This is a genomic window from Ectopseudomonas toyotomiensis, assembly GCF_900115695.1.
Classification (GTDB): domain Bacteria; phylum Pseudomonadota; class Gammaproteobacteria; order Pseudomonadales; family Pseudomonadaceae; genus Aquipseudomonas; species Aquipseudomonas toyotomiensis.
Genome location: NZ_FOXK01000005.1, coordinates 253694 through 276285 on the forward strand (window position 1 = coordinate 253694; position 22592 = coordinate 276285).

The 22592-nt window shown below is 65.3% G+C and carries 21 protein-coding genes; 12 read left to right on the plus strand and 9 right to left on the minus strand.

What is annotated here, in order from left to right:
* Nucleotides 1–27 precede the first annotated feature (27 nt).
* From eutC to ehuR, 3 genes are all read right to left on the minus strand, one after another.
* A complete protein-coding gene (eutC, locus tag BM186_RS12175; RefSeq protein WP_074915530.1) occupies nucleotides 28–1005 on the minus strand; it encodes an ectoine utilization protein EutC in 978 nt (325 codons plus the stop codon).
* Nucleotides 1006–1014: 9 nt separating this feature from the next.
* Nucleotides 1015–1986, minus strand: a complete 972-nt coding sequence (eutB, locus tag BM186_RS12180) for a hydroxyectoine utilization dehydratase EutB (RefSeq protein WP_074915532.1) — start codon at nucleotides 1984–1986, stop codon at nucleotides 1015–1017.
* Between the two features lie 295 nt (nucleotides 1987–2281).
* Nucleotides 2282–3679, minus strand: a complete 1398-nt coding sequence (gene ehuR / locus BM186_RS12185; RefSeq protein ID WP_074915534.1) for a MocR-like ectoine utilization transcription factor EhuR — start codon at nucleotides 3677–3679, stop codon at nucleotides 2282–2284.
* A gap of 242 nt (nucleotides 3680–3921) precedes the next feature.
* On the opposite strand from ehuR, the gene ehuB reads away from it, so the two are divergent.
* The 4 genes from ehuB (at nucleotide 3922) to ehuA (ending at nucleotide 6971) form a co-directional block, all read left to right on the plus strand.
* On the plus strand, nucleotides 3922–4767 hold the full coding sequence (gene ehuB, locus BM186_RS12190) for an ectoine/hydroxyectoine ABC transporter substrate-binding protein EhuB (RefSeq protein ID WP_074915535.1): 846 nt from the start codon (nucleotides 3922–3924) through the stop codon (nucleotides 4765–4767).
* 64 nt (nucleotides 4768–4831) lie between these two features.
* Nucleotides 4832–5491 carry an ectoine/hydroxyectoine ABC transporter permease subunit EhuC gene (gene ehuC, locus BM186_RS12195; protein WP_072425129.1) on the plus strand — a complete coding sequence of 220 codons (660 nt, stop codon included), beginning with the start codon at nucleotides 4832–4834 and terminating at the stop codon, nucleotides 5489–5491.
* Nucleotides 5488–6150 (plus strand): ectoine/hydroxyectoine ABC transporter permease subunit EhuD, encoded by a 663-nt coding sequence (ehuD, locus tag BM186_RS12200; RefSeq protein WP_072425130.1) that lies wholly within the window; start codon nucleotides 5488–5490, stop codon nucleotides 6148–6150. The genes ehuC and ehuD overlap by 4 nt, the downstream gene beginning before the upstream one ends.
* Before the next feature lie 41 nt (nucleotides 6151–6191).
* The gene (ehuA, locus tag BM186_RS12205; RefSeq protein WP_074915537.1) at nucleotides 6192–6971 is read left to right on the plus strand and encodes an ectoine/hydroxyectoine ABC transporter ATP-binding protein EhuA; all 780 of its coding nucleotides are present in this window, start codon (nucleotides 6192–6194) and stop codon (nucleotides 6969–6971) included.
* A 106-nt stretch (nucleotides 6972–7077) separates the two neighbouring features.
* On the opposite strand, the gene BM186_RS12210 is transcribed toward ehuA, so the two are convergent.
* The 6 genes from BM186_RS12210 to BM186_RS12235 all read right to left on the minus strand — a co-directional run bounded on the left by BM186_RS12210 (nucleotide 7078) and on the right by BM186_RS12235 (nucleotide 13630).
* Entirely contained in the window at nucleotides 7078–8319 is a 1242-nt protein-coding gene (locus BM186_RS12210; RefSeq protein WP_074915539.1) for a virulence factor family protein, read from the minus strand.
* A gap of 10 nt (nucleotides 8320–8329) precedes the next feature.
* Nucleotides 8330–10966, minus strand: a complete 2637-nt coding sequence (gene mprF / locus BM186_RS12215) for a bifunctional lysylphosphatidylglycerol flippase/synthetase MprF (protein WP_074915540.1) — start codon at nucleotides 10964–10966, stop codon at nucleotides 8330–8332.
* A 120-nt stretch (nucleotides 10967–11086) separates the two neighbouring features.
* On the minus strand, nucleotides 11087–11353 hold the full coding sequence (locus tag BM186_RS12220) for a PilZ domain-containing protein (RefSeq protein WP_003458486.1): 267 nt from the start codon (nucleotides 11351–11353) through the stop codon (nucleotides 11087–11089).
* A 128-nt stretch (nucleotides 11354–11481) separates the two neighbouring features.
* Nucleotides 11482–12369 carry a lysophospholipid acyltransferase gene (locus tag BM186_RS12225; RefSeq protein WP_074915542.1) on the minus strand — a complete coding sequence of 296 codons (888 nt, stop codon included), beginning with the start codon at nucleotides 12367–12369 and terminating at the stop codon, nucleotides 11482–11484.
* A gap of 101 nt (nucleotides 12370–12470) precedes the next feature.
* Nucleotides 12471–13079, minus strand: coding sequence for a pyridoxamine 5'-phosphate oxidase family protein (locus BM186_RS12230; protein ID WP_074915544.1), 609 nt, complete (start codon nucleotides 13077–13079; stop codon nucleotides 12471–12473).
* Nucleotides 13076–13630 carry a DNA-3-methyladenine glycosylase I gene (locus BM186_RS12235; RefSeq protein WP_074915546.1) on the minus strand — a complete coding sequence of 185 codons (555 nt, stop codon included), beginning with the start codon at nucleotides 13628–13630 and terminating at the stop codon, nucleotides 13076–13078. Before BM186_RS12235 ends, BM186_RS12230 begins: the two co-directional genes overlap by 4 nt.
* Nucleotides 13631–13802: 172 nt before the next feature.
* Between BM186_RS12235 and glyQ the strand changes: the two genes are divergently transcribed.
* The 8 genes from glyQ (at nucleotide 13803) to BM186_RS12275 (ending at nucleotide 22586) form a co-directional block, all read left to right on the plus strand.
* The gene (gene glyQ, locus BM186_RS12240; RefSeq protein ID WP_017676289.1) at nucleotides 13803–14750 is read left to right on the plus strand and encodes a glycine--tRNA ligase subunit alpha; all 948 of its coding nucleotides are present in this window, start codon (nucleotides 13803–13805) and stop codon (nucleotides 14748–14750) included.
* Nucleotides 14747–16801 (plus strand): glycine--tRNA ligase subunit beta, encoded by a 2055-nt coding sequence (gene glyS, locus BM186_RS12245; protein WP_074915548.1) that lies wholly within the window; start codon nucleotides 14747–14749, stop codon nucleotides 16799–16801. Before glyQ ends, glyS begins: the two co-directional genes overlap by 4 nt.
* A 69-nt stretch (nucleotides 16802–16870) precedes the next feature.
* Complete coding sequence (gene gmhB / locus BM186_RS12250; protein WP_072425138.1) at nucleotides 16871–17401, plus strand: D-glycero-beta-D-manno-heptose 1,7-bisphosphate 7-phosphatase; 531 nt, start codon at nucleotides 16871–16873, stop codon at nucleotides 17399–17401.
* A gap of 13 nt (nucleotides 17402–17414) precedes the next feature.
* The gene (locus tag BM186_RS12255) at nucleotides 17415–18182 is read left to right on the plus strand and encodes a lysophospholipid acyltransferase family protein (RefSeq protein ID WP_074915549.1); all 768 of its coding nucleotides are present in this window, start codon (nucleotides 17415–17417) and stop codon (nucleotides 18180–18182) included.
* Nucleotides 18183–18438: 256 nt separating this feature from the next.
* On the plus strand, nucleotides 18439–19044 hold the full coding sequence (locus tag BM186_RS12260) for a CDP-alcohol phosphatidyltransferase family protein (RefSeq protein WP_083431593.1): 606 nt from the start codon (nucleotides 18439–18441) through the stop codon (nucleotides 19042–19044).
* 26 nt (nucleotides 19045–19070) lie between these two features.
* A complete protein-coding gene (locus BM186_RS12265) occupies nucleotides 19071–20825 on the plus strand; it encodes a bifunctional alpha/beta hydrolase/class I SAM-dependent methyltransferase (RefSeq protein WP_074915553.1) in 1755 nt (584 codons plus the stop codon).
* A complete protein-coding gene (locus BM186_RS12270; protein ID WP_174892475.1) occupies nucleotides 20825–22162 on the plus strand; it encodes a phosphatase PAP2/dual specificity phosphatase family protein in 1338 nt (445 codons plus the stop codon). The genes BM186_RS12265 and BM186_RS12270 overlap by 1 nt, the downstream gene beginning before the upstream one ends.
* Entirely contained in the window at nucleotides 22152–22586 is a 435-nt protein-coding gene (locus BM186_RS12275) for a hypothetical protein (protein ID WP_074915555.1), read from the plus strand. Before BM186_RS12270 ends, BM186_RS12275 begins: the two co-directional genes overlap by 11 nt.
* Nucleotides 22587–22592 lie beyond the last annotated feature (6 nt).

Consider the following 22592-nt stretch of genomic DNA (forward strand, 5'->3'; position numbering starts at 1 on the left):
AGGCGCGGCGTGCCGCGCCCGCAGGTTTCAGGAATCGAAACTGAGGCCTTTGCCGGCCGCGACGGCGCGCTGATAGGCGAGGCTGGCGATGGCGGTGTCCTGGGCGCCGGTACCGGTGAGGTCGCACAGGGTGATCTGCTCGGGCGCGGTGCGACCGGGGCGCTGGCCGGCGATCACCTGGCCGAGCTCGGCGAAGTCAGCATCGGCGGCAACCAGGCCGGCGGCGATAGCGTGATTGAGCTCACCGAGCACGCGGGTCTGGCTCAGACGATCGGCGACATAGGCATCGACCCGCGCCAGCACGGCCGGGGCGATCTCGTTCTTGTGCTCGGCATCCGAGCCCATGGCGGTGATATGCAGGCCGGGGCGCAGGTGCTGCGGCTGGATCAGCGGCTCGCGACTGGGCGTGGTGGTGATGGCGATATCGGCGCCATCCAGCGCCGCGTCGACGCTGTCCTCCGCGCGCGCATCGTCCAGCTCGGCGGCCATGGCCTGGGCCTTGGCGGGGTCACGGGCCCAGATACGCACCTCGCGCACCTCACGCACCAGGCGCAGAGCCTGCAACTGCAGGCGCGCCTGCTCGCCGGCGCCGAGGATGGCGACCACCTTGGCGTCCTCGCGGGCCAGCCATTTGGCGGCGACGGCACCAGCGGCGGCGGTGCGTACGGCGGTGAGGTAGCCGTTATCCAGCAGCAGCGCATCGGCCAGGCCGGTCTGTGCCGAAAACAGCATCATCAGGCCATTGAGGCTGGGCAGGCCGAGCTTGGGGTTATCGAAGAAGCCGGGACTGACCTTGATCGCGAAATGGGCGACGCCTGGCAGATAGGCGGTCTTCACGTCCACCTCGCCGTTATGCTCGGGCACGTCCAGACGCAGGATCGGCGGCATCGCCACAGCGGCCGTGGCGAGCAGGCGGAAGGCGTTCTCCACCACCGCGAGGCTGTCAGTGTCTAGGCCGACGCACCCACGCAAATCGGCCTGGTTGAGTATCAGGGTCTTGGCCATGGGAGTTCCTCAGGCGTCGGCGCCATTGAGCACGCGCAGGTGCTGGTCGATATCGATGTTGCGGCCGCTGATCACCACCACCACCGGGCCGCGTGGTTCGATCAGGCCGTGGAGCAGGGCGGCGATGCCGACGGCAGCTGCGCCCTCGACCACCAGCCTTTCTTCGCGATAGGCGTGACGAATGCCACGGGCAATGGAAGCCTCGTCGAGCAGGTGCAGCTGGTCGCACAGCTCGCGAGTGATGGAATAGGTGAAGCGGTTATCCAGACCGATACCGCCGCCGAGGGAATCGGCCAGGGTTGGCAGTTCCTCTACCTCGACCGGTTCGCCGGCCTGCAGGCTGGCGTGCATCGCCGCGCCCAGTTGCATGCTGATGCCGTGGGTGCGAATGGCTGGACTGGCCGCCTTGATCGCCAGCGCCACACCGGCGAACAGACCACCGCCGGACAGCGGCACCAGCACTTCGCAGACGTCCGGGCACTGTTCGAGAATCTCCAGGCCCAGGCTGCCCTGACCGGCGATCACGTGCGGGTGGTCGAAGGGCGGGATAAACGCGGCACCCTGTTCGCGAGCGATGCGCAGGGCTTCGAGTTGGGCATCGTCCTGACTGCGGCCGCTGATCACCACCTCGGCGCCCAGCTCGCGAATCGCACGCACCTTGTTCTGCGGCACCAGCTCGGAGAGGCAGACGATGGCCTTCACACTCTGCTGCGAGGCGGCGTAGGCCAGCGCGCGGCCGTGGTTGCCGGTGGAGGCAGTGACCACGCCGAGGCGTTTCTGCTCGGCATCCAGCTGCGCCACCGCATTGCTCGCGCCGCGCAGCTTGAAGCTGCCGGTCGCCTGCTGCGACTCCAGTTTCAGCCACACCGGCACACCGGCCAGGCGGCTCAGGCTGGGCGAGTGCTCCAGCGGCGTCTGGCGCACCAGGCCGGCGATACGCTGGCGGGCCTGCAGCAGTTCATCGAAGGGGATGGAAGACATGGCACACATTCCGTGAAGGTGTGCGGCCGAGTGTATGAGCGGGAAATTGAGCGGCTGAATGTACTAGGACGATTTTTTATTCGGGCACTTCAAGAGGTAAAAAATCGGTGCGTTTGCGTAGGGTGCGCCGTGCGCACCGATGTAACCCAGAAGCATTGGTGCAAACCGCTCCCGGATTTCATCCGGCTACAAGAGCCCCTCTCCCCAACCCTCTCCCGCAAGCGGGAGAGGGGGCTGAGTCCGCGCACCGTCGGGCACGTAGGGTGCGCCGTGCGCACCAACCCCAAGCCATCACTCAGAAATCATGCACCTTCGGATACTGCTCGAACACGTCCCGCACGATCTGCACGCCCTGGCGCATCTTCGCTTCGCTGCATTCGGCGCCGACGCACAAACGTACCGCGCGCGGCCGCGGCATGCCGGGCGGGACGAAAGGGTCGGGCAGGGTCAGCGCGACGTTGCGCCGACGCAGCTCGCGCAGCAGGCCATCGGTTTCCCAGCCTTCGGGCACGCGCAGCCAGCTGTTGAGCGAATAGGGGTGGTTGCCGATCAGGTGCTCTCCCAGCTCCTGTTCCACCAGCGCCTGTCGGTTGGCCAGCAGCTGCCGCTGCAGCTGCACCAGGTCCTCGGCCTCGCCGGAGTCGATCCAGCGCGTGGCGATTTCACCGAGCAGCGACGGCGCCATCCAGCTGTTGACCCGCAGGATGCTCTCGGTGCGCAGGGCCAGGCGCTTGGGCATCACCAGGTAGCCGATACGCAGGCCGGTGAGTACCGACTTGGTCATGCTGGTGCAGTAGAACGACAGCTCCGGCGCATAATGGCTCAGCGGCCGGGTGCTCTGTTGGCCGGCCAGCAGCGGGCCGTAGACGTCGTCCTCGATGATGTACACGCCATAGCGGCGGGCGATCTCGGCGATCTCGCGGCGGCGCTCGTCGGGCATCAGCGCGCTGGTGGGGTTGTTGAGGTTGGGCGTGCAAACCAGCGCGGTGATGCGCTCGTTGCCGCACATGTCCTCGAAATGCTCGGGGTTCAGGCCGTAGCGATCCATCTCCAGGCCCTTGAGGGTGAAGCCGAGCACCTGCGAGCTACCGATGGCGCCGTGGTCGGTCAGCCCTTCGCAGAGCACCACGTCATCCGGGCCGGCCAGGGTAGCCAAGGCGAGGAAAATACCGTGGGCGGCGCCGCTGGTCAGCAGCACGTCCTCGGTGCCCACATCCATACCCAGGCGCGCCAGCCAGCGCACCGCGGCCTCGCGCTGGTGCTGCATGCCGGCAATCGGGCGGAAGGCGTGAATCCACGGTTGGTCCGGCTCCTGCGCCAGCTCCAGGCAGGTCTGCCGCCACAGGCGGTCGTGATCAGCCGTATGCAGGATACGCGCATTGGAAAAGTCCATCAGCGCCTGCTCGGTTTGATCGAGCATGCTGGTGGCCACACGCTCACTGGTACGCCGCGAAACGAAGCTGCCACGGCCCACCTCGCAGCGCACCCGGCCCTGGCGCTCCAGCTCCTTGTAGGCGTTGGTCACGGTCTGCACGCTGATGCCCAGGGCATCCGAAACCTGGCGTTGCGGTGGCAACCGCTGGCCGTCGAGCAAGGTACCCTGTTCAATGTCGGCGGCGACCGCCTGGACCAGCAGCTTGTATTTCGATTCGCCCGGACGGGCGTTGGCCAGGGCCTTCTTCCAGTTGTGCATCGATGGCTCCTCTGGCGATTGCGCTCAAGCATCCCGCGCGAGGCGTTACGATTCAATTGTCCTAGTGCAATGCCGTAGCGAAAATAGCCTTTGTATGCTCGGGCCAAGGGTGGAAAACAGTGCCTTGGCACCTCAGAAGAATGACCACCTGGCGCGAACAGCGCTCCAACGCTCTTGATTTACCTGCCTCCTAACACAGCACGCCGCCGTTGGCGGACTACAAGAAACAGGAGAACACCAAGATGAGTAGCGTTATCCCCTCCCGCTTCGGCCACCTCGCACTGGCCTGTGCCCTGCTCAGCGGTCTCGCCGCCGGCGCCCAGGCCTCGACCCTGGACAAGGTCAAGGACAGCAGCAGCGTGCGCATCGGCTACGCCAACGAAACGCCGTTCGCCTACACCGCCCTGGACGGCAGCGTCACCGGCGAGTCGCCAGAGATCGTCAAGAAGATCTTCGAGCGCATGGGTGTCGAGAAGATCAACCCGGTGCTGACCGAATGGGGTTCGCTGATCCCCGGCCTGCGCGCCAGCCGCTTCGACCTAATCGCCGCCGGCATGTACATCACCCCCGAGCGCTGCAAGCAGGTGCTGTTCACCGACCCGCACTACCAATTGCCCGATACCCTGCTGGTGAAAGCCGGCAACCCGAAGGGCCTGCACAGCTACGAAGACATCGCCAAGAGCGGTGCCAAGGTGGCAATCATGTCCGGCACGGTGAACCTGGGTTATGCCCGTAATTCCGGTATCACTGACGAGCAGATCCTCCAGGTGCCGGACACCACCGCACAGCTGCAGGCCGTGCGCGCCGGTCGCGCCGACGCTGCAGTCGGCACCCAGTTGACCATGAAGGGCCTGGCCGACAAGGGTGGCGACAGCGTCGAAGCCATCGCCGAATTCAAGGACGATCCAGCCCACACCGGCTACGGCGCCCTGGCCTTCCGCCCGGAAGACAAGGAGCTGCGCGATGCGGTGAATGCCGAGCTGAAAAAGTGGCTGGGCAGCGAAGAGCATCTAGCCACGGTGGAGCCCTTCGGCTTCGACCAGTCCAACATCACCGACAAGACCGCCGCCGAACTCTGCGGCCAGTAATGCACGGGTTACGCCGCGCACCCAGGTGCGTGGCGTATTTCCCTGCATAGAGCGGTAGACACCCATGACCGATCTTCTCCCCCTGCTGCTGCAAGGCGCCTGGGTCACCGTGCAAGTCACCTTCTGGGGCTCGCTACTGGCCATCGTCAGCGCAGTGATCGCCGCCCTCGGCCGCCTGTCGCCGATCGCTCCGCTGCGCTGGCTGGCGATCACCTACATCGAGATCTTCCGCGGCACTTCACTGCTGGTGCAGCTGTTCTGGCTGTACTTCGTGCTGCCGATGCCGCCGTTCAACGTCGAGATGAGCGCCTTCGCCGTGGCCATCGTCGGCCTCGGCCTGCACATCGGCGCCTATGGCGCGGAAGTGATGCGCGGCGCCATCCGCTCAGTGGCCAAGGGTCAGTATGAGGCCTGCACCGCGCTGAACATGCGTCCCTCGAAACGCTTCCTGCGCATCATCCTACCGCAGGCGCTGTTGGCGGCGATTCCGCCGGGCACCAACCTGCTGATCGAACTGCTGAAGAACACCTCGCTGGTGTCGCTGATCACCCTGTCCGACCTGGCCTTCCGTGCCCGTCAGCTGGATCAGGCGACCTTCATGACCCTGGAGATCTTCGCCCTGGCCCTGGTGCTGTATTTCCTCATGGCCCAGGTGATCAACCTCGGCATGCGCCTGCTGGAAAAACGCCTGAGCCGTGGCCGGATGCGCGGAGGCCTGCAATGAATTTCTTCGACTGGGATTTCGCCCTGAGCATCCTCCCGGACCTGCTCAAGGCCTCGCTCAACACCCTGCTGATCACCTTCGCCGGTTTTGCCATCGCCATCGTCGTCGGCCTGCTGCTGGCCATCGCCCGGCGCAGCAAGCACCTGTGGTTGTCCTGGCCGGTGGCCGGGCTGATCGAGTTCATCCGCAGCACGCCGCTGCTGATCCAGGTTTACTTCCTGTTCTACGTGTTCCCCAACTACGGGCTCAACCTCACCGCGCTGCAGGCGGGTATCCTCGGTATTGCCCTGCACTATGCCTGCTACACCGCCGAGGTGTACCGCGCCGGCCTGGATGCGGTGCCGCGTGGCCAATGGGAGGCGGTGACGGCGCTGAACATGTCGCCGCTGTCGGCCTATCGGCAGATCATCCTGCCGCAGGCGCTGCGCCCGATCCTGCCGGCGCTGGGCAACTACCTGGTGGCCATGCTCAAGGACACCCCGGTGCTGTCGGCCATCACCGTGGTAGAGATCATGCAGCAAGCCAAGAACATCGGTTCGGAGAGCTTCCGCTACCTCGAGCCCATCACCATGGTCGGTCTTTTCTTCCTGCTGCTGAGCCTGGCCCTGGCCTGGTGCGTGCGGCGCGTGGAAGATCGGCTGGAGGTCACTGCCCGATGACTGCTTTTATAAACTCTAAAGACGCCGCAGGGAGTTCCTCCATGACCCAGCCCATCGTCCGCTTCACCGACGTGACCAAGCGTTACGGCAACCTCACCGTGCTCAACAAGCTCAACCTGGACGTCGCCCCTGGCGAGAAGGTGGCGATCATCGGCCCCAGCGGCTCGGGCAAGTCGACCTTGCTGCGCGCGCTGATGACCCTTGAGAGCATCGACGAAGGCGTGATTTGCGTCGACGACGAGCCGCTGACCCACATGCCGGCGCGCGATGGTCGCCTGGTGCCAGCCAGCGCCAGCCACCAGCGCAAGGTGCGCGGCAAGATCGGCATGGTATTCCAGAGCTTCAACCTGTTCCCGCACATGTGCGCGCTGCAGAACGTGATCGAGGCGCCGATGCAGGTGCTCGGCATGGGCAGGAAAGAAGCGACAGAACGCGCTGAAGACCTGCTGGCGATGGTCGGTCTGGGCGAGAAGCTGCGCCATTTCCCCTCGCAGCTCTCCGGCGGTCAGCAGCAGCGCGTGGCCATCGCCCGCGCCCTGGCGATGCGCCCCAAGGTGATGCTGTTCGACGAGGTGACCTCGGCGCTCGACCCGGAGCTGTGCGGCGAAGTGCTCAACGTGATTCGCCGACTCGGCAGCGAGCACAACCTGACCATGCTCATGGTCACCCACCAGATGGGCTTCGCCCGCGAGTTCGCTGACCGCGTGTGCTTCTTCCACCAGGGCTGCATCCATGAACAGGGCACGCCGGATCAACTATTCGGCAACCCGCAGCAGGAGCGAACCAAGGCGTTTCTGAGTGCGGTGAACGAGGCCAATTGAGGCTGGTTCACGCCCTGCTGCGCGCAATCTTGTAGGAGCGGCTTTAGCCGCGATTTTTCGCGGATGAATCCGCTCCTACAGAATCACGGCAATTCATTAGCATGCGTCACGGCTGCCGCGCCTTTATCGCCGCCAGCATCTTCTGCGCCAGCGCAGCGTAGTCACCATTGAAGTGGTGGCCGCCCTCGATCATCAGGTGCTCGCCCGGGGCACCGGCTTCGGTGCAGCCGCTTTCGGGCGCTTCCTCGCTGCCGTAGATGCAATACACCTTGGCTGCCGGCACCTTGCGCAGTTCGGAGCCAGTCGGCGCCTCCGCGCCATCCTTGCCGAGCCAGCCGCTGACGGCGATCTCGAAACTGCCGCTGCGGGCGAAGGCCAGCAGCAGCATGGTGTCGACCTGCTGCTGATCACTGGCCGGCAAGCGGTTGTAGATCGCCGGTAGCACGTCGGCGCCAAAGGAATAACCGGCCAGCACGAAGCGCTGCACATGCCATTTGTCGCGGTACTGCTGCATCAGCCGCGACAGGTCGGCGGCGCTCTGTTCCGGGCTTTTGTGCTGCCAGTAGTAACGCAGGGTGTCGATACCCACCACCGGATAACCGGCAGCGGCCATGTGCTCGGCGGAAGCGCGGTCGAGGTCACGCCAGCCGCCATCACCGGAATAGAACAGGGTCAGGGTATCGGCCGGTTGCGCCGAGGGATGCTCGATCACCGGCATCGCCGCGCCCTGGCCAGCAAGCAGGTGTTGCAGCTGGTCAGCCAGCAGTGTTGGCAGCGGCGTGCCCAATGCGCCGATGCGTGGCTCGCCGTTAGCCTGTTCACGCAGGAAGCGGGCGTTGTCGTCACCCGGGTTGTCGTTCCACAGGGCGATCCAGTGACCATGCTCGGCCTTGCTCGGCAGGGGCTCAGCGCAATCGAGCTTGGCCAGGTCGAAACCGACCGACAGCGCCTGGGCCTGATCATCGTGCTGCGCCGCCAGCCAGCGCCAGGCCGAGGCCGCCGCCGGACCGATACCGGCCACCAAGGTCGGCGCGCCACCCAGGCGCTCACTGGCCAGGCTGAGCAACTGCTGCTGCGCCTCGCAGTCGCCCGCGACGAAGGGCAATTGCAGCAGGCGCAGATCGCCGGCTTCGCCAAGACGGCGCAGCGTGGCTGCATCCAGCGTCTGCTCGGCCGGCGCGAGCAGCAGCACGCGCTGACGTGCCTCGCCCTGGCTGAACAACTGCGCCGACTTACCCTGGATCTGCACCGTCTCGAACTGCGTGGCCGCGCGCATCGACCACCACCAGCCTGCCGCTCCCGCTGCCAGCGCCACGACCAGCAACACCGCGCCCAGCCTCCTTGTCATCCTGCTCATCTCAGCGCCTCACCAGTCCACCCAGGCCGCCAGCGATCAGCGCAGCGGTGTCGGCCAGTGCCACCCAAGGATCGAGCCCGGCCGGCACGGCCAGGTAACGCGGCTCCCACTGGGGCAGGAATTTGTCCTTGAAGCGGCGCAGACCCTGGAAGTTGTAGAAGTTCTCGCCACGATCGAACACCAGTGCACCGAGGCGCAGCGGCAGTGGCGCCCCCTTGCGCGTCTGCAGACCGGCCAGCGGCACCATGCCGAGGCTGAAGCGCGCGTAGCCCTCGCTCTGGAACTGCTGGATCAGGCCGAGCATGAGAAACTCCATGGTCGACTTCGGCGCATCCGGCAGCACGCGCATCAAGTCGAGGCTGGCCACCGAGCGCGTCTCGCACTCCAGCAGATTGGCGAAGGCCACCGCGCGACCTTCGAAACGCACCACCACGACACGGAAGTGCGCCAGGTACTCGGGGCTGAAACGGCCGAGGGAAAAGCCTTTCTCGCGTACGTTCTTGCCCTCCAGCCAGGCATCGGAGATCGCCTGCAGCTCCGCCATCGGCACCTGGCCGGGGGCATGGAACTCCAGGCTCAGGCCGTCGCGCTGACCGCGGTTCCAGGTGTAGCGCAGCGCTTTCATCTCCTTGCCATTACTGGCCAGGTCGAAGGTTTTCAGGTCCACCAACGCCTCTTCGCCGAGCTTCAGCGCGGTCAGGCCGATGTCGATGTAACCGGGCAGGTTCTCCGCGCGCACCTGATAGAACACCGGCCGCGCATGGTGGCGGTCGCACAGGTCACGGAACTGCCAGATCAGCTCGGCACGCGCCGCCGGCGGGCCGATCGGGTCGAACAGCGCCACCAGGCTGCGGCCGCGCAGCGCGTACATCAGAAACGCTTCGCCATCGGGGTGGAACAGCAACGCCTTGTCGCCACTCAGTGCCAGACCGCCTTCCGGCTGGCGCGAGGCCTGGACGATGGCACGGGCACGCAGCAATGCATCCTCGTCCGGCAGGCTGATACTTGGCGGCGTGGCGCGCAGCAGCCAGGTCAGGCTAACCGCCAATAACACCAGGGCACTGCCCAGCGCCGCCCGCAGGCCACGCGGAGCGTTGGCATCCAGCTCGAACTGCCACCACAACTGATGGCTGTAGGCGACATCCTGATAGGCGAACAGCAGCAGCCACACCGAGGCGGCGATCACTCCGGTCGTGGCCGCCAGCGCCAGGCCGGATGCCGGCACGTCCATCAGGCGGCTACGCCGATAGAACTCGCGGCGAAACAGCGCCAGCAGGCCGGCGATGGCCGCCAGGGCCAGGGCCTCCGGCCAGTCGAAGCCCTTGAGCAATGACAGCACTACGCCCAGGCAAAGCAGCACCAGGGTCAGTGCCCAGGCCGCCGACAAACGACGACGCAGCCCTTGCGCCAGCAACAGGCAAAGCGTGCCGACCAGGCTGGCCGCCAGGTGCGAGGCAGCGATCAATTGCGGTGGCATGAGAAAGCCCAGGGCCTGCAGATGCTCATCCACAGTGGGGGTGACACCGGAGAACAGCAGCACCATGCCGGCGCAGAACACCAACAGCGCCAGCAGCGGCACCGCCATATCACTGGCCACCCGCGCCACTTGCCGTGGAAACCACAAGCGGCGCGCCTCGGCAGCCAGCAGCAGGAGCCCGGCCGCCACCAGTGGCAGCACCACATAGAGCAGGCGGTAGAGCAGCATGGCGGCGACCAACCCGGCCGGGTCGATGCGCGAGGAAAAGGCCGCCAGCAGCACTGCCTCGAACACCCCGACACCGCCCGGTACATGGCTCAGCACCCCGGCCGCCAGCGCCAGCATGTAGACCAGCACGAAGGACGAAAAAGGCGGTGCCTCGGGCAGCAACAGATACAGCACGCTGGCGGCGATCAGCACGTCGAAGCTGCTGATCAGCAGCTGCGTCAGGCCTATGCGTAGGCCTGGCAGACGCAGACTGAAACGTCCCAGATCGACCTGCCAGCAGCCAGGGGCGGGGCGCTCGGCCAGGCGTTTACGGCTGACCAGCAGCACCACGGCCGCGGCGGCGACCAGCACGGCGACGGCCACGACTGCCAGCACCGGCTCGGACAGGCGCAGCGCGGCCGAGGCATCCTCGAGATCGAACAGCGCCGCCAATGCTGCGAGGATCGGCAGGCTGACGCCCAGCGACAGGCTGGCGAACAGGCTCATGCGCGCCACATCGCCCGCCCCAAGGCCGTTGCGCCCATACAGACGGTAGCGTACCGAGCCGCCAGACAGCGCCGAGAGGCCGACGGCATTACCGATGGCGAAGGCGCAGAAGCCGCCCAGCGCCAGGGTCGGCGTCGGCAGCTCGACGTTGGCGTAGCGGCTGGCCGACCACTCGTAGGCGAGCATCACCGCAAAGCCCAGCATGGTCGCCAGCAGGGCACCAAGCAGCGCCTGCGGCGGCACAGCTGCCAGGGATTCGCGCACCTGGTCCGGGTTAATTTCGCGTACCAGGTGCCAGCAGGCGACCAGCGCGACGCCGAACAGCAATAGCGAGAGACCGAGGCCGATCAGCTGGCGGTTGCGTTGCAACCAGCCGGGTTGTGAAGGAGGAAGAAGATCAGGCGCATCAGCGCCCTGGACGGGGAGTTCGGATACCGCTCGACTCATGTCGAAAACGCCTCTGATGGACGCCACCTCGGAGTGAGGCCTAGATCAGAGTGTAGATGTAACAAAATGTTCCATTGAGCCGAAACGCTCGTTGCGAATGTCTGAACTGGCTGACGCCGTTCAGGCCTCGCCGAGAAACCTCAGGCCGGCCCCTTCGGGATCCACGCGCATCACTTCCATCTTCAATACCGGGGCGGGGAAAGGCAGATCCTGTACCTGGCCGATCACTTCGGTGCCGACCGACAAGCTGGCCATGTCCGGGTGCTTCACGTAGACACCGCTATCGGACAGATCACGAGTCTGCGCCAGCAGCTCGCCGAAGCTGGGGTGGCTGATCTTGATCCGGCACTTCATCGGGGTACGCACCTGCTGGCGCTGGTTCGGCATGGAGGCTCCGGGGGTAGGCGGACGATGCAGCCTTTAATAACGCAAAATCGAAACAATTCCCAACGCTCGACAGAAAAAAGGCGCCATCGAGGCGCCTTCGTTCATCATCATGCTCAGTGGCAAGTACGTCAGTACCACTTGGCCTCACCCTCGGGCCGCTTCTTGAAGCGCTTCATGCTCCACATGTACTGGCTCGGGTAGTTGCGTACGTAGCGCGATACCACTTCGCTCATCGCTGCCACGCCTTCTTCGACGTTCTCGCTGTACATGCCTTCGGGGGCCGCCTCGAGGATCACCTTGTAGCCGCTGCCATCCGGCAGACGCAGCGCATGCAGGAACACACCGACCGCCTTGCCACCAGTGAGCATGCCCGGCACGAACTTGCTGGTCAGCGCGGTGGTACCGAGAAAGGGCACGAACACACCCGACGAACGGCTCGGCTCCGGGTCGGCCGGAATACCCACGGCGCCGCCCTTGCGCACTTCCTTGATGACACTGAGGATGCCTTCCTTGGTCGACGGCGCCACGCGGTTGCCCATCTGCACGCGCTGCTGCTGCAGCAGCTCGTCGACCGCCTTGAGCTTCCGCGGGCGGTAGAAAATGATCGGCTTGCACTGGTTGCAGTAGAAATGGTTGAGCACTTCCCAGTTGCCCAGATGGCTGGTGATGCCGACCACGCCCTTGCCGGACGCCAGCGCCTGCTGCAGCACCTCCAGGCCCTCCACTTCGTGCACCAGCTTGAGCGATTTCTGCGCCGGCCAGATCCAGGCGCAGGCACTTTCGGTCAGGGTCTTGCCGATGTCCTTGAGACTTTGACCGACCAGTTTGTCCAGCTCGGCCTCGTTCAACTCGGGGAAACACTTGCTCAGATTGATGCGCACCACGTCGCGCGAGCCGTTCGGCAGTTTCCACATCAGCCAGCCGATGGCATTGCCCACGGCCTGCACGGCGCGCCAGGGCAGCAGTGCGAACAGGCGCAGGAAACCCACCACCAGGGCGCCCTTGAGTTTTTCCACGAGAGACTCCAAGCGTTTATGCAAAGCGCCCAGTTTAACAGGACGTTCAAAAACGTTGGTGAGGCAGGCAAGACAAGGCGTAACGACCTGTGCCGACCCAGTCAGTAAAGGCTCGTCCGCAGCCGCTGCTGCAGATCGCGCTCGTAGGCCTCGACGTCGAATTCCTCATAGATGCAGCGGAAGATATCGCCCGCGCTCGGCAGGCTGGCGCGTTCGACCTGACGCGAGGCATCCCACAGGCCCGAGCGCACCGCCGCCTTGGAGCACTGGAAGTAGCAGGTATCGATATGGATGCGCAGCACGCTGCGCGGCAGTTTGCCCTGGGCACGGCCCAATTCGAGCAGTTCGGGGTCGAGGGAAATTTCTGCGCGGCCGTTGATGCGCAGGCTCTCGCCAACGCCCGGAATCAGGAACAGCAGCGCCATCTGCGGGTTGAGCACGATATTGCGCAGGCTGTCGATGCGATTGTTGCCGGGGCGATCCGGCAGCAGCAGGGTCTGGTCGTCGAGAATCTGCACGAAGCCCGGCGCATCACCACGCGGCGAGCAATCCAGGCCATCCGGGCCAACGCTCGCCAACACCACGAAGGGCGAGGCTTCGATCAGCGCACGGTAGGGTTCGATCAGCCGCGGCAACTCCTTGCGCCGCGAGCGCTCATGGCTTTCGCCGTACAGTACCTGCAGTTCATCCAGCGTGGTGATGGTGGTCATGAGCCCTTCAGTTGCGCATAGCGGTCGCAGTCGGTGGTGTGGTCCATCACCATACCCGTGGCCTGCATGAAGGCATAGCAGATGGTCGGTCCGACGAAGTTGAAGCCCGCCTTGCGCAACGCCTTGCTCATCGCCTCGGCTTCAGGCGTCACTGCCAGCATCTGGCTGCGGTCGCTGAAATGGTTGATCTTCGGTGCGCCGCCGACGAACGACCAGAGCCAGGTCACCGGATCCTCCAGCTGCAGCCATGCCTGGGCGTTTTGCCGCACGGCCTTGAGCTTGAGGCGGTTGCGGATGATCCCGGGGTCCTGCATCAGCACCTCGATCTCTTCGTCAGTGAGGCGGGCCAGACGCTCGGGATCGAAGCCATGCAGCACCTGGCGATAACGCTCGCGCTTCTTCAGCACGGTGATCCACGACAGGCCGGCCTGCGCGCCCTCAAGCAGCAGCATCTCGAACAGATGACCGGCATCGCGCTGCGGCACGCCCCATTCCTCGTCGTGGTAGGCCTGGTAAAGCGGATCGTCGGTACACCAGAAGCAGCGGGGCATGGCGGTAAGCCTCGGTCGGGGTCGAAGCGACGACTATAGCGGCAAAATAACTGGATATAAATACAGTCAACATCAACCGCGAATGATGCCGATATGCCGTACCCTGCGGCCTGCGTCGAGTTTCGATATACTCCCCGGCTTTCCCTCGCAAGCCTCCACAGGTGATTTTTTCGTGAGCCAGACCAAGCCTGCCGTGCGCACCTTCCAGGACCTGATCCTGGCCCTGCAGAACTACTGGGCCGAGCAGGGCTGCGTGGTGCTGCAACCCTACGACATGGAAGTGGGCGCCGGCACCTTCCACACCGCCACCTTCCTGCGCGCCGTCGGCCCGGAGACCTGGAACGCCGCCTACGTGCAGCCTTCGCGTCGCCCCACCGACGGCCGCTACGGCGAAAACCCCAACCGCCTGCAGCACTACTACCAGTTCCAGGTGGTCTTGAAGCCCAACCCGGAGAACTTCCAGGAGCTGTACCTGGGTTCGCTCAAGGCCATCGGCCTCGACCCGGAAGTCCATGACATCCGCTTCGTCGAGGACAACTGGGAATCGCCGACCCTCGGCGCCTGGGGCCTGGGCTGGGAAATCTGGCTCAACGGCATGGAAGTCACCCAGTTCACCTACTTCCAGCAGGTCGGTGGCATCGAGTGCTACCCGGTGACCGGCGAGATCACCTACGGCCTGGAGCGCCTGGCCATGTACCTGCAGGGCGTCGACTCGGTCTACGACCTGATCTGGACCGACGGCCCGTTCGGCACCGTGACCTATGGCGACGTGTTCCACCAGAACGAAGTGGAGCAGTCCACCTACAACTTCGAGCACGCCAACGTCGAGAAGCTGTTCGAGCTGTTCGATTTCTACGAGAGCGAAGCCAACCGCCTGATCGAGCTGGAGCTGCCACTGCCGACCTACGAGATGGTGCTCAAGGCCTCGCACACCTTCAACCTGCTGGACGCCCGCCGCGCCATTTCGGTGACCGCGCGCCAGCAGTACATCCTGCGCGTGCGCACCCTGGCCCGCGCGGTGGCGCAGAGCTACCTGCAGGCGCGCGCCAAGCTCGGCTTCCCCATGGCCACCCCCGAACTGCGTGACGAAGTACTGGCCAAGCTGGAGGCACAAGCATGAGTGCGAAAGATTTCCTGGTCGAACTGGGCACCGAAGAGCTGCCACCTAAAGCGCTGAAAAGCCTCGGTGACGCCTTCCTCGCCGGTATCGAGAAAGGCCTCAAGGCCGCCGGTCTGAACTACGCCGCCAGCCGCGTGTACGCCGCGCCGCGCCGCCTGGCGGTGCTGGTCGAGCAGCTCGAAGAGCAGCAGGCCGACCGCAGCATGAACCTCGACGGTCCGCCCATCCAGGCCGCCTTCGACGCCGACGGCAACCCGACCCAGGCCGCCCTGGGCTTCGCGCGCAAGTGCGGTGTGGACATCGCCGAGATCGACCGCAGCGGCGCGAAACTGCGTTTCGCCCAGCACATCCCTGGCCAGCCGGCGGTGAACCTGCTGCCGACCATCGTGCAGGACTCACTGAACGACCTGCCGATCCCGAAACGCATGCGTTGGGCCGCCCGTCGTGACGAATTCGTGCGTCCGACCCAGTGGCTGGTGATGCTCTTCGGCGACGCCGTGGTCGACTGCGAGATCCTCGCGCAGAAAGCGGGTCGCGTGTCCCGTGGCCACCGCTTCCACGCCAACCGCGACGTGCGCATCAGCAGCCCGGCCAACTACGCCGAAGACCTGCGCAGTGCCTTCGTGCTGGCCGACTTCGCCGAACGCCGCGAGCTCATCAGCCGCCGCGTCGACGAACTGGCCGCCGCCGAGCAGGGCAGCGCCATCGTGCCGCCAGCGCTGCTGGACGAAGTCACCGCCCTGGTCGAATGGCCGGTGCCGCTGGTCTGCTCCTTCGAGGAACGCTTCCTCGAGGTACCGCAGGAGGCGCTGATCAGCACCATGCAGGACAACCAGAAGTATTTCTGCCTGCTCGATGCGAACGGCAAGCTGCTGCCGCGCTTCATCACCGTGGCCAACGTCGAGTCCAAGGACCCGGCGCAGATCGTCTCCGGCAACGAGAAAGTCGTGCGTCCGCGCCTGACCGACGCCGAGTTCTTCTTCAAGCAGGACAAGAAGCAGAAGCTCGAAGGCTTCAACCAGCGCCTGGCCAACGTGGTATTCCAGGCCCAGCTCGGCTCGGTGTTCGACAAGGCCCAGCGCGTCTCCGCCCTGGCCGGCTTCATAGCCCGCGAAGTCGGTGGCGACGCCCAGCGCGCTTCCCGCGCCGGCCTGCTGAGCAAGTGCGACCTGGCCACCGAGATGGTCGGCGAATTCCCGGAAATGCAGGGCATTGCCGGCTACTACTACGCGCTCAACGACGGTGAGCCGCAGGACGTCGCCCTGGCCCTGAACGAGCAGTACATGCCGCGCGGTGCCGGCGCCGAACTGCCAAGCACCCTGACCGGCGCAGCCGTGGCGGTGGCCGACAAGCTCGACACCCTGGTCGGCATCTTCGGTATCGGCATGCTGCCGACCGGCTCGAAAGACCCCTACGCCCTGCGCCGCGCCGCCCTCGGCGTGCTGCGCATCCTGATCGAGAAGGGCCTGGATCTGGACCTGGCCGCTGCAGTCGACTTCGCCGTCGCCCAGTACGCCGGCAAGATCAAGACCGAAGGCCTGGCCGCCCAGGTGCTGGAGTTCATCTTCGACCGCCTGCGTGCGCGCTACGAGGACGAAGGCATCGAAGTGGCCGTGTATCAGGCCGTGCGTGCGGTGAACCCGACCTCGCCGCTGGACTTCGACCAGCGCGTGCAGGCCGTGCAGGCCTTCCGCAAGCTGCCGCAGGCCGCTGCCCTGGCCGCTGCCAACAAGCGTGTGTCGAACCTGCTGAGCAAGGCCGAAGGTGGCGTCGCCGCCCAGGTCGAAGCGCACTACTTCGACAACCCCAGCGAGTTCGCCCTGCACGCTGCCATCCAGCAGGCCGACCAGGCCGTACAGCCCCTGGCCGCCGCCCGCCAGTACAACGAGGCCCTGGCCAAGCTGGCTGGTCTGCGCGAGCCGGTGGACGCCTTCTTCGAGGCGGTGCTGGTCAACGCCGAGGATGCGCGCGTACGCGCCAACCGTTACGCCCTGCTGGCCCGCCTGCGCGGGCTGTTCCTCGGCGTGGCGGACATCTCGGTACTGGGCTGACGCCCGGCGCTGGCCGCGAAGGTTTTCGCGGCCAGCGGTCGTTTCCATCTCTGCCTCTGGCGTGGCTGCATGAAACTGCTGATCCTCGACCGCGACGGTGTCATCAACCAAGACTCCGACGCCTATATCAAGACGCTTGACGAGTGGATACCGATCCCTTCGTCTATCACTGCTATCGCGCGCCTGTCGCAAGCGGGCTGGACAGTGGCCGTGGCTACCAACCAGTCCGGCATTGCCCGTGGCTATTACGATCTGGCGACCCTGGAGTCGATGCACGCGCGCCTGCGCCAGCTGGTGGCGGAGCAGGGCGGTGAGGTCGGCCTGATAGTCCATTGCCCGCACGGGCCGGATGACGGCTGCGAATGCCGCAAACCGAAACCAGGCATGCTCCGGCAGATCGCCGCGCACTACGCCACGGATCTGGCAGGAATCTGGTTCGTCGGCGATACCAGCGGTGACCTGCAGGCCGCGCTGGCCGTCGATTGTCAGCCTGTGCTGGTGAAAACCGGCAAGGGCGAACGGACCCTGGCCAAGCCACTGCCGCCAGGAACCCTGGTATTCGATGATCTGGCGGCTGTCGCCGATCAATTGCTCTCATAAGGTGTGAAGGTTCATGGCGCTAGTGCAGGCATTCAGAGTCACGCTTTTCTACCTGCTGCTGTCGTCCAGCTCGTTCTTCTGGTGCCTGATCAGCCTGGTGGTCGCCCCCTTGCTGCCGTTCCGCCAACGCTACCGCTTCGTCGTTCAGGCCTGGTGCAACTGCGCCGTGTGGCTGGCCAAGGTGATCGTCGGCATTCGCTATGAAGTGCGCGGCCTGGAGAACATCCCCGAGCGCCCCTGCGTGATCCTCGCCAACCACCAGAGCACCTGGGAGACCTTCTTCCTCTCCGGCTTCTTCGAGCCGCTGTCGCAGGTGGTCAAGCGCGAACTGCTGCGCGTGCCGTTCTTCGGCTGGGGCATGGCGCTGCTCAAGCCCATCGCCATCGACCGCAGCAACCCCAAGGCGGCGCTCAAGCAACTGGCCAAGCAGGGCGACGAACGCCTCAAGCAGGGCGCCTGGGTACTGGTGTTCCCCGAAGGCACGCGGATTCCGCCGGGCCAGATCGGCAAGTTCTCCCGAGGTGGCACTGCCCTGGCAGTGAATGCCAGCCTGCCGGTATTGCCCATCGCACACAACGCCGGTGAGTTCTGGCCCAAGGCTGGCTGGGGCAAGCGCCCGGGCACTATTCAGGTGATCATCGGCCAGCCGATGTACGCAGAAGGCGAAGGGCCGCGTGCCATCGCCGAGCTCAACGAACGTGCTTTTCAGTGGGTACGCCAGCAACAGACCGAACTGCGTGGCGAAGAGCCGCAGCTGAGCCGTCTGGGCGAAACCGCCTGATCTGTGGATAAGCTGTGCAGGAAATGCAATCAAAGCGCCATCAACCCCTGCATCGAACTGATTTTACTGGCGAATCACCAGCGCTAGGAAAATCCCGCAGCGGGGTATAAGTTGTGGCTCAGATGTAGGAAAGGCCTAACCGCCATTTGGCTTCCAGCGGGCACCAGCCGTCGATAAAGCCGCTTCTACCTCGATGGGTTCACAGTCTCGCCCGCGGCAATGGCCGAAGATGAGACACGAAAAGGAATTCGCTGCCATGCCGTCGATCTACCAGCTCAAACCGGCCTTCCAGAACCTGCTGCGTCCCGGCGTCGAACGCCTTTACGCACACGGCGTCACCGCCAACCAGGTCACTCTGGCCGCAGCCGCCGTCTCCGTGCTGCTCGGCGCCCTGCTCGCTGCTTTCAGTCACATCACCTGGCTGTTCGCCCTGATTCCCCTGTGGATGCTGCTGCGCATGGCGCTGAACGCCGTCGACGGCATGCTCGCCCGTGAATTCGGTCAGCAATCGAAGCTAGGCGCCTATCTCAATGAACTCTGCGACGTGATCGCCGACAGCGCCCTGTATCTGCCCTTCGCCTTGCTGGCAGGCGTCTCGCCGCTGCTGGTGATCCTGGTAGTGGTGATGGCGGTGATCAGCGAATACGCCGGCGTGCTCGGCCCCATGGTCGGCGCCTCACGGCGCTACGACGGGCCGATGGGCAAGAGTGATCGCGCCTTCTGCTTCGGCGTGCTCGGCGCTGGCGTCGCCAGCGGCCTGCTTCCGGCTTTGTGGATCAATCTGCTGCTGGGTCTGATCCTCGCCCTGCTGCTCTATACCCTCTACAACCGCGTTCGCCGGGGTTTGGCCGAAGCGGTCTGACTCGTCCTAAGGAATAAGGAGATTCCATGCGCCCCGTACAGCTTCACACCTTCACCACGCATGACGGCGTCGAGCTGAGCTATCGCCACTGGCCGGCGACTGCGCCCGCAGACGGCCCACGCCAGGCCGTCGTGCTGTTTCATCGTGGGCATGAGCACGGTGGGCGCATGACCCACCTGGTGGACGAACTGGAGCTGCCGCACTGCGACTTCTTCGCCTGGGATGCCCGTGGCCATGGCCTGTCGCCCGGCGCACGCGGCGACAGCCCAAGCTTCGCCACCAACGTGCGTGACGTGCAGACCTTCGTCGAGCATATCGGCAGCCAGCACGCCATTGCCGAACAGGACCTGGCGGTGGTTGCGCAGAGCGTCGGTGCGGTGATCGTTTCCACCTGGGCCCACGACTACGCGCCCAAGGTGCGCTGCCTGGTGCTCGCCTCGCCGGCCTTCAAGGTCAAACTCTACGTACCCTTCGCCCGCCCTGGGCTGAAGCTGCTGCACGCCTGGCGTGGCAACTTCTTCGTCAACAGCTACGTGAAGGCGCGCTTCCTTAGCCACGATCCCGAGCGTATCGCCTCCTTCGAGAACGACTCGCTGATCGCCCGGCCAATCTCGGTGACCATGCTGCTCGGCCTGTACGAGGCCGCCGAGCGCGTCGTCGCCGACGCCCAGGCGATCCAGGTTCCGACCCAACTACTGATCTCCGGCGCCGACTTCGTCGTCCATCGCAAACCGCAGGAAGACTTCTTCGAACGCCTCGGCAGCCTGCGCAAGGAAAAGCACCTGCTGCCCGGCTTCTTCCACGACACCCTCGGTGAACGCGACCGCGCCCATGCCCTGAGCCGCGCACGGCGCTTTATCCTGCGCAACTTCGAGGAGCCGCTAGCGCGTCCCTCGCTGCTCGATGCCGACCGCCTGGGCGCCACCTGCGCCGAGGCCGAAGAGCTGGCCGCACCGCTGCCGAAAAACTCGCTGCGCGATCTCTACTGGCGCGCCACCCGTACCGGCATGCGCCTGGGTAGCACGCTATCCGAAGGAGTGAAGCTGGGCTTCGACACCGGCTTCGACTCCGGCAGCACACTCGATTACGTCTACCGCAACCAACCGACCGGCAAGGGTGTACTGGGCCGGCTGATCGATGCGAACTACCTGGATTCCATCGGCTGGCGTGGTATCCGCCAGCGCAAGCTGCACGCCGAAGAGCTGCTGCGCCTGGCCATGGCCAGGCTGCGCGAAGCGGGCAGGGCAGTGCGCATCGTCGATATCGCCGCCGGCCATGGCCGCTACATCCTCGAATCGCTGGAAGGCCAGGAGCAGCGTCCCGACTCGATCCTGCTGCGCGATTACAGCGACATCAACGTGCGCGACGGCAATGCCCTGATCCAGCACAAGGGCCTGGGCGACATCGCCCGCTTCGTCAAAGGCGATGCCTTCGACCGTGAAGACCTGGCCGCGCTCGACCCGAAACCGACCCTGGCGGTGGTCTCCGGCCTGTATGAGCTGTTCGGCAGCAACCAGATGGTCGGCGACTCGCTGGCTGGCCTGGCGGCCGCCGTCGAGGAGGGCGGCTACCTGGTCTACACCGGGCAGCCCTGGCACCCGCAGCTGGAACTGATCGCTCGCGCCCTGACCAGCCATCGCGATGGCCAAGCCTGGGTCATGCGCCGGCGCAGCCAGGCGGAGATGGACCAGTTGGTAGAAGCAGCCGGCTTCCGCAAGGTGGCTCAGCGCATCGACCAATGGGGCATCTTCAGCGTGTCCCTGGCACAACGGGTGAAGTGATGGACAACACGCGCGAACAGGGATTGTGGAAGCGCGGCGTACTCTGGCTGCTGGTGCTCGGCCCGCTGTTCTTCGCCAGTTACGGCTTCGCCAACTGGTTTACCGGGCAACGCGAGGATGTCGGCAGCCTGGTCTTCGCCTGGGAGCCGCAGATCCCGCTCTGGCCCTGGACCATCGTGCCGTACTGGTCGATCGACCTGCTCTATGGCCTGTCCTTCCTGTTGCCGGCCTGCCGCCGCGAGATGGATCGCCACGCCCTGCGCCTGCTCGCCGCTCAGGTCATCTGCGTCGCCTGCTTCCTGCTCTGGCCGCTGCGCTTCACCTTCGAGCGGCCGCCGCTGGACGGCACCTTCGGCCTGATGTTCGACGTGCTGATGGGCTTCGACAAACCCTTCAATCAGGCGCCGTCGCTGCATATCACCTTGCTGGTGATCATCTGGGCGATGTTCGCCAATCACACCCGCGGCCCGTTCTGGCGTGGCCTGCTGCACGGGTGGATGGCGCTGATCGGCATCTCGGTGCTGACCACCTGGCAGCATCACTTCATCGACCTGCCCACCGGGGCGCTGGCGGGCTTCTTCTGCCTGTGGCTGCTACCGCTGCAGGGCGCTACGCCGCTTACGCAAATACGCCTGGCCAGCGATCCGCGGCGTTGGCGCCTGGCGCTGCGCTATGGGCTTGGCGCAACGCTGTGCGCCGTGCTGGCCGTCAAGCTGGGCGGTGCCTGGCTATGGCTGTTCTGGCCGGTGGTTTCACTGGCGCTGGTTGCGCTCAACTACCTGCTGTTCGGTGCTGGCGGTTTCCAGAAGCAGGCCAATGGGCGCCTCAGCCCAGCCGCCACGGCATTGCTCGCCCCCTATCTGCTCGGTGCCTGGATCAATTCACGGCTATGGACATACCGCCAGCCAGCGCCGAGCCACGTCGTGGAGGGCATCCACCTCGGCCGCCTGCCCGCCATGGGCGATCTCGATGGTTATGCCGCCCTGGTCGACCTCTGCGCCGAGCTGCCGCTGCAGTACATGCCACAGAACTACTGCAGCCTGCCTTCACTGGATCTGGTGGCGCCGGATGCGCTCACTTGCCAACACGCCGCCGAGGCTATCGAACGACTACGCCACAAGGGCCCGGTGCTGGTGTGCTGCGCACTGGGCTACTCGCGCAGTGCCACCGCCGTGGCGGCTTGGCTGCTGTATAGCGGCCGCTGCCAGAGCGTGGATGCGGCCGTGGCACTGATCCGCCAGGCGCGGCCACAGGTCGTGCTCGGCCCACAGCATCTGGCCGCGCTGCAATCCATGGTCGATGCACAACCGGGGTTGGAGGTCGCCCATGCAGGCTGATCTGCTGCTGGTCGCCGCGCTGCTACGACGTGGACGCAGCCTCGATCACTTTTCCAGCACGCTGAGTTTGGTTGCCGTGCTCTTCGGCCTGGCGCCATGGCTTGGCACCCCGCCAAGCCTGATCCTGGCGCTGCTCTGCGCAGCGCTGCTAGTCGCCGGCCTGGCCGAAAAATACTGGGAGCTGCGCGTGGCGCTGGATGCCGAACTGTTCCAGCGTCTGGCCGAAGCTGGCGAACAGCTCGACAGCCAGACTCATGCGCTGGATCAGGCACTGCAGAAGCTGGGGCTGCAGAATGCGCAGCAGGCTGGCCGCGACTGGAGCCTGCGCGCTCAGGGTGCGCTGGGCCTGCTACGTAAACAGGCACTGTGCCTGCTGCTACAGATCGTCATCGTCGCACTCGGGTTCTTCATCGTTTTCGCTTAAGGAGTC

What these genes read in the sequence shown, in the direction of transcription:
- BM186_RS12230 (WP_074915544.1), bottom strand. Translation starts at nt 13,079, where the DNA reads ATGACCACCATCACCACGCTGGATGAACTGCAGGTACTGTACGGCGAA.
- BM186_RS12265 (WP_074915553.1), top strand. Translation starts at nt 19,071, where the DNA reads ATGCGCCCCGTACAGCTTCACACCTTCACCACGCATGACGGCGTCGAG.
- BM186_RS12235 (WP_074915546.1), bottom strand. Translation starts at nt 13,630, where the DNA reads ATGCCCCGCTGCTTCTGGTGTACCGACGATCCGCTTTACCAGGCCTAC.
- eutB (WP_074915532.1), bottom strand. Translation starts at nt 1,986, where the DNA reads ATGTCTTCCATCCCCTTCGATGAACTGCTGCAGGCCCGCCAGCGTATC.
- BM186_RS12275 (WP_074915555.1), top strand. Translation starts at nt 22,152, where the DNA reads ATGCAGGCTGATCTGCTGCTGGTCGCCGCGCTGCTACGACGTGGACGC.
- glyS (WP_074915548.1), top strand. Translation starts at nt 14,747, where the DNA reads ATGAGTGCGAAAGATTTCCTGGTCGAACTGGGCACCGAAGAGCTGCCA.
- BM186_RS12260 (WP_083431593.1), top strand. Translation starts at nt 18,439, where the DNA reads ATGCCGTCGATCTACCAGCTCAAACCGGCCTTCCAGAACCTGCTGCGT.
- BM186_RS12255 (WP_074915549.1), top strand. Translation starts at nt 17,415, where the DNA reads ATGGCGCTAGTGCAGGCATTCAGAGTCACGCTTTTCTACCTGCTGCTG.
- BM186_RS12220 (WP_003458486.1), bottom strand. Translation starts at nt 11,353, where the DNA reads ATGCCGAACCAGCGCCAGCAGGTGCGTACCCCGATGAAGTGCCGGATC.
- ehuB (WP_074915535.1), top strand. Translation starts at nt 3,922, where the DNA reads ATGAGTAGCGTTATCCCCTCCCGCTTCGGCCACCTCGCACTGGCCTGT.
- gmhB (WP_072425138.1), top strand. Translation starts at nt 16,871, where the DNA reads ATGAAACTGCTGATCCTCGACCGCGACGGTGTCATCAACCAAGACTCC.
- BM186_RS12210 (WP_074915539.1), bottom strand. Translation starts at nt 8,319, where the DNA reads ATGACAAGGAGGCTGGGCGCGGTGTTGCTGGTCGTGGCGCTGGCAGCG.
- ehuR (WP_074915534.1), bottom strand. Translation starts at nt 3,679, where the DNA reads ATGCACAACTGGAAGAAGGCCCTGGCCAACGCCCGTCCGGGCGAATCG.
- ehuA (WP_074915537.1), top strand. Translation starts at nt 6,192, where the DNA reads ATGACCCAGCCCATCGTCCGCTTCACCGACGTGACCAAGCGTTACGGC.
- ehuC (WP_072425129.1), top strand. Translation starts at nt 4,832, where the DNA reads ATGACCGATCTTCTCCCCCTGCTGCTGCAAGGCGCCTGGGTCACCGTG.
- mprF (WP_074915540.1), bottom strand. Translation starts at nt 10,966, where the DNA reads ATGAGTCGAGCGGTATCCGAACTCCCCGTCCAGGGCGCTGATGCGCCT.
- ehuD (WP_072425130.1), top strand. Translation starts at nt 5,488, where the DNA reads ATGAATTTCTTCGACTGGGATTTCGCCCTGAGCATCCTCCCGGACCTG.
- eutC (WP_074915530.1), bottom strand. Translation starts at nt 1,005, where the DNA reads ATGGCCAAGACCCTGATACTCAACCAGGCCGATTTGCGTGGGTGCGTC.
- BM186_RS12270 (WP_174892475.1), top strand. Translation starts at nt 20,825, where the DNA reads ATGGACAACACGCGCGAACAGGGATTGTGGAAGCGCGGCGTACTCTGG.